The following is a 2,443-nucleotide window of genomic DNA, read 5'->3' on the forward strand; positions in this document are numbered from 1 at the left end:
GTCGTGCACCAGGACGACGTCGTAGGCGGGGGGCAGGGCGTCCAGGCCCAGGCGGACCGACTCCTGGCGGCTCTCCCCGCCGGGCACGACCAGGAAGTCCGTGCGCTCGGGCAGCGCGTGCGCGTCCAGCAGCGACTTGACCTCGGCGGCGCCGTCCGGCGGGGCGACGACGACCACCAGGGAGACGTGCCGGGAGGCGGCCAGGGCGCGGATCGCGTGGATCAGCATGGGCGTGCCGTTCAGCGCCCGGAGCGCCTTGGGGGCGCCCGGACCGAGGCGTACGCCCCGGCCGGCGGCGGGGATCACGGCGGCGACGCGGCTGTCCTGGCGCCGCTCGGCGGGCGCGGGACGCGATTCGTCAGACATCGGTTCCTGTCAGGTTTGTGTGCTCGGGGCCGGTGGGTATGGCCTGGAGGAGCGCCGGGCGCGACGCCTTGACCGGACCCTTTCCGTGAACCGCGGTCGAGCCGTCCACCCCCGGACGCGAGCACGACACAGGGGGGTTGAACGACAGGGGCAGTGCACAGGGGAGGCATGCGGGGACGAATATGCCGCAGCGCCCGGCGACAGGGTGAGTGTCATCGGGCACCACGGCATTTTTGCTGCGCTGGACGTGAAGGCGGGCGGGGCACGCCGCCCGCTCCGTGTCAGGAGGCGAGTACCTCGTCGAGCAGCGCCTCGGCCTTGTCCTCGTTGGTGTTCTCCGCGAGGGCCAGCTCGCTCACCAGGATCTGGCGGGCCTTGGCGAGCATGCGCTTCTCACCGGCGGAGAGTCCGCGCTCGCGCTCGCGGCGCCACAGGTCACGCACGACTTCCGCGACCTTGATGACGTCGCCGGAGGCGAGCTTCTCCAGATTTGCCTTGTAGCGGCGCGACCAGTTCGTGGGCTCCTCGGCGTACGGCGCGCGCAGCACCTCGAAGACCCGGTCCAGACCGTCCTGACCGACCACATCACGCACGCCGACGAACTCCGCATTGTCCGCTGGCACACGTACCGTCAGGTCGCCCTGGGCGACCTTCAGCACCAAGTAGGTCTTGTCCACGCCTTTGATCTGACGAGTTTCGATTGCCTCGATCAGCGCGGCCCCGTGATGGGGATAGACCACGGTGTCGCCAACCTTGAACGTCATGTGACAGGTACCCCTTCCGTGGCTATCCAGGGTAACACGGATACGGCGTCTTCTGAATGGCGTTTTCGCAGGTCAGGGCATATCTCGGGGCTTGACAACAGCAACCGGGACGTGCTGCGGGCCACCCGCGGAAGCGGGTATTCGCAGGTGGGAGCCACTCTGCGTGCAGAGGGAAACATCTACGTCACACGCCTCAGGGAGCCGCCCCGATTGGTTGAATGTCCCGGTTTGGGCGCTTCCAAGCGTACGACTTCCGCTCCTTCGTTCGATGAGCGGAGCCGGGTACGAGACGATTCCGGAATTGATCACGCCACCCGGCGGTGATCAATTCCGGACACGCGCGTATTCCTTCACGGAAATGCCGCCCGGAGTGTCGCCCCGTGTCACCGGGAGGCCGTCAACGGCGTCGCACGGCGTTATCCGAATGGCGGACGGGAAGCCCGTGGCCGGTGATCAGCGGGGTGCCCGGTACCCCCACCGGGAGGGAAGCGGGGCGGTTGGGGAGGGTCGGGTGCGGCGGCGCGTGAACGGCTCGGTAGCCTGAGGGCGCTGACAGATCCTTAGGGCGGCTTTACAGGACAGCCGCCCCTGTGCGTTCAAGGAGTTGCCGCCGCCGTGAGCAGCAGCCTTCGACGCGGCGCCCTCGCCGCATCCGCCCTCGCGTTCTCGATCGCCTCGCTCGCCGCCTGCGGCGCCGGCAACAACGCCCAGACCCTGGAGATCCGGCCGGACAACGCCGAGACCAGCGTCGGGGCCATCAAGGTGCAGAACGCCCTGGTCATCACCCAGCCCGACGCCAAGGCCAACGGCCCGGCAGCCGTCGCCGCAACGCTGTTCAACGACGGCTCGACCGACCAGGACCTCCAGTCGATCGCCGTCGACGGCAGCAACGAGAAGGTCGAGCTGAAGCCCGCCAAGGGCGGAACCCTCACCGTCCCGGCCCACGGCCGCCTCGTCATCGGCGGCAAGGGCAACGCCTCCGCCATGCTGGCCAGCGGCCGCGAGGCGGTCCAGAACGGCAACGCCCAGAAGGTCACCTTCACCTTCAGCAAGACCGGTGCGGTCGGCCTGCGCGCCTTCGTCGTCCCCGCCACCAGCTACTTCAGCGACTGGGGCCCGAGCGAGGTGCCGTCCGCGCCCGCCGCCGCGACCTCCTCGCCGTCGGGCAGCCCGTCCGCGAGCGGCAAGCCCGCGGGCGACAAGCCCGGCTCGTCCGCCTCCGCCCCGGCGTCCTCCCCGAGCGACTCCGCGTCGGCGTCCGCGGGGCAGTAAGCACGTACGCGTGACTTGAGGGGGCTCCCGGCCGGGAGCCC

3 protein-coding genes are annotated in these 2,443 nt (G+C 69.9%); 1 reads left to right on the forward strand and 2 read right to left on the reverse strand.

Annotated features, from left to right (window positions below):
* Together CCN33_RS17900 and CCN33_RS17905 are read right to left on the reverse strand one after the other, a co-directional pair.
* Positions 1-366 (reverse strand): IspD/TarI family cytidylyltransferase (locus CCN33_RS17900; protein WP_167387885.1); only part of this gene is annotated, 366 nt, incomplete at its 3' end.
* A 281-nt stretch (positions 367-647) separates the two neighbouring features.
* Positions 648-1,130 (reverse strand): CarD family transcriptional regulator, encoded by a 483-nt coding sequence (locus CCN33_RS17905; RefSeq protein WP_003953493.1) that lies wholly within the window; start codon positions 1,128-1,130, stop codon positions 648-650.
* Positions 1,131-1,745: 615 nt separating this feature from the next.
* Here CCN33_RS17905 and CCN33_RS17915 point away from each other — a divergent pair.
* Positions 1,746-2,402 carry a copper chaperone PCu(A)C domain-containing protein gene (locus tag CCN33_RS17915; protein ID WP_086694596.1) on the forward strand — a complete coding sequence of 219 codons (657 nt, stop codon included), beginning with the start codon at positions 1,746-1,748 and terminating at the stop codon, positions 2,400-2,402.
* The last annotated feature ends 41 nt before the right edge of the window (positions 2,403-2,443 follow it).

The organism is Streptomyces recifensis, from assembly GCF_002154615.1.
GTDB lineage: Bacteria > Actinomycetota > Actinomycetes > Streptomycetales > Streptomycetaceae > Streptomyces > Streptomyces griseoluteus.